This is a genomic window from Streptomyces panaciradicis (genome assembly GCF_023516615.1).
In the GTDB taxonomy this organism is placed as follows: Bacteria; Actinomycetota; Actinomycetes; order Streptomycetales; family Streptomycetaceae; genus Streptomyces; species Streptomyces panaciradicis.
The window spans coordinates 1-776 of sequence record NZ_JAMGBF010000065.1 but is presented as its reverse complement, the minus strand read 5'-3'; the positions used below and the strand labels follow the sequence as shown (position 1 = coordinate 776).

General features: G+C 68.7%; 1 protein-coding gene. It reads left to right on the top strand.

What is annotated here, in order from left to right:
* Positions 1–776 (top strand): HAMP domain-containing protein (locus tag M8J74_RS22150; protein WP_249838113.1); only part of this gene is annotated, 776 nt, incomplete at both ends.

The window sequence follows — 776 nt, the reverse complement described above, 5'->3', positions numbered from 1 at the left end:
TGTCGACCTTCACCGACGAGGTCACGCGCGTGGCCAGCGAGGTGGGCACCGAGGGCAAGCTGGGCGGCCAGGCACGCGTGCGGGGCATGTCGGGTTCGTGGAAGGACCTCACGGACTCCGTCAACACGATGGCGTACCGGCTGACGGCCCAGGTGCGCGACATCGCCCTGGTGACGACGGCGGTGGCCAAGGGCGATCTGTCACGCAAAGTGACCGTGCACGTCGCCGGCGAGATGCTGGAGCTGAAGAACACCGTCAACACGATGGTGGACCAGCTGTCTTCGTTCTCCTCCGAGGTGACCCGCGTCGCCCGCGAGGTGGGCACGGAGGGCGAGCTCGGCGGCCAGGCGCAGGTGCCCGGTGTGGCCGGCGTGTGGAAGGACCTCACCGATTCGGTGAACCTCATGGCCGGCAACCTCACGGCCCAGGTGCGCGGTATCTCACAGGTCACCACCGCGGTGGCCAACGGCGATCTGTCGCAGAAGGTGACCGTCTCGGCGCGCGGCGAGGTCGCGCAGCTCGCGGACACGATCAACCAGATGACCGAGACGCTGCGGATCTTCGCGGACGAGGTCACCCGTGTGGCCAACGAGGTCGGTGCGGCGGGGCAGCTGGGCGGTCAGGCGAACGTTCCCGGCGCCGCCGGCACCTGGAAGGACCTCACCGACTCCGTCAACACGGTCTTCCGCAACCTCACCATCGAGGTGCGGGACATCGCCGCGGTGACGACGGCGGTGGCCAACGGCGACCTGTCGCAGAAGGTCACCGTCAACGTG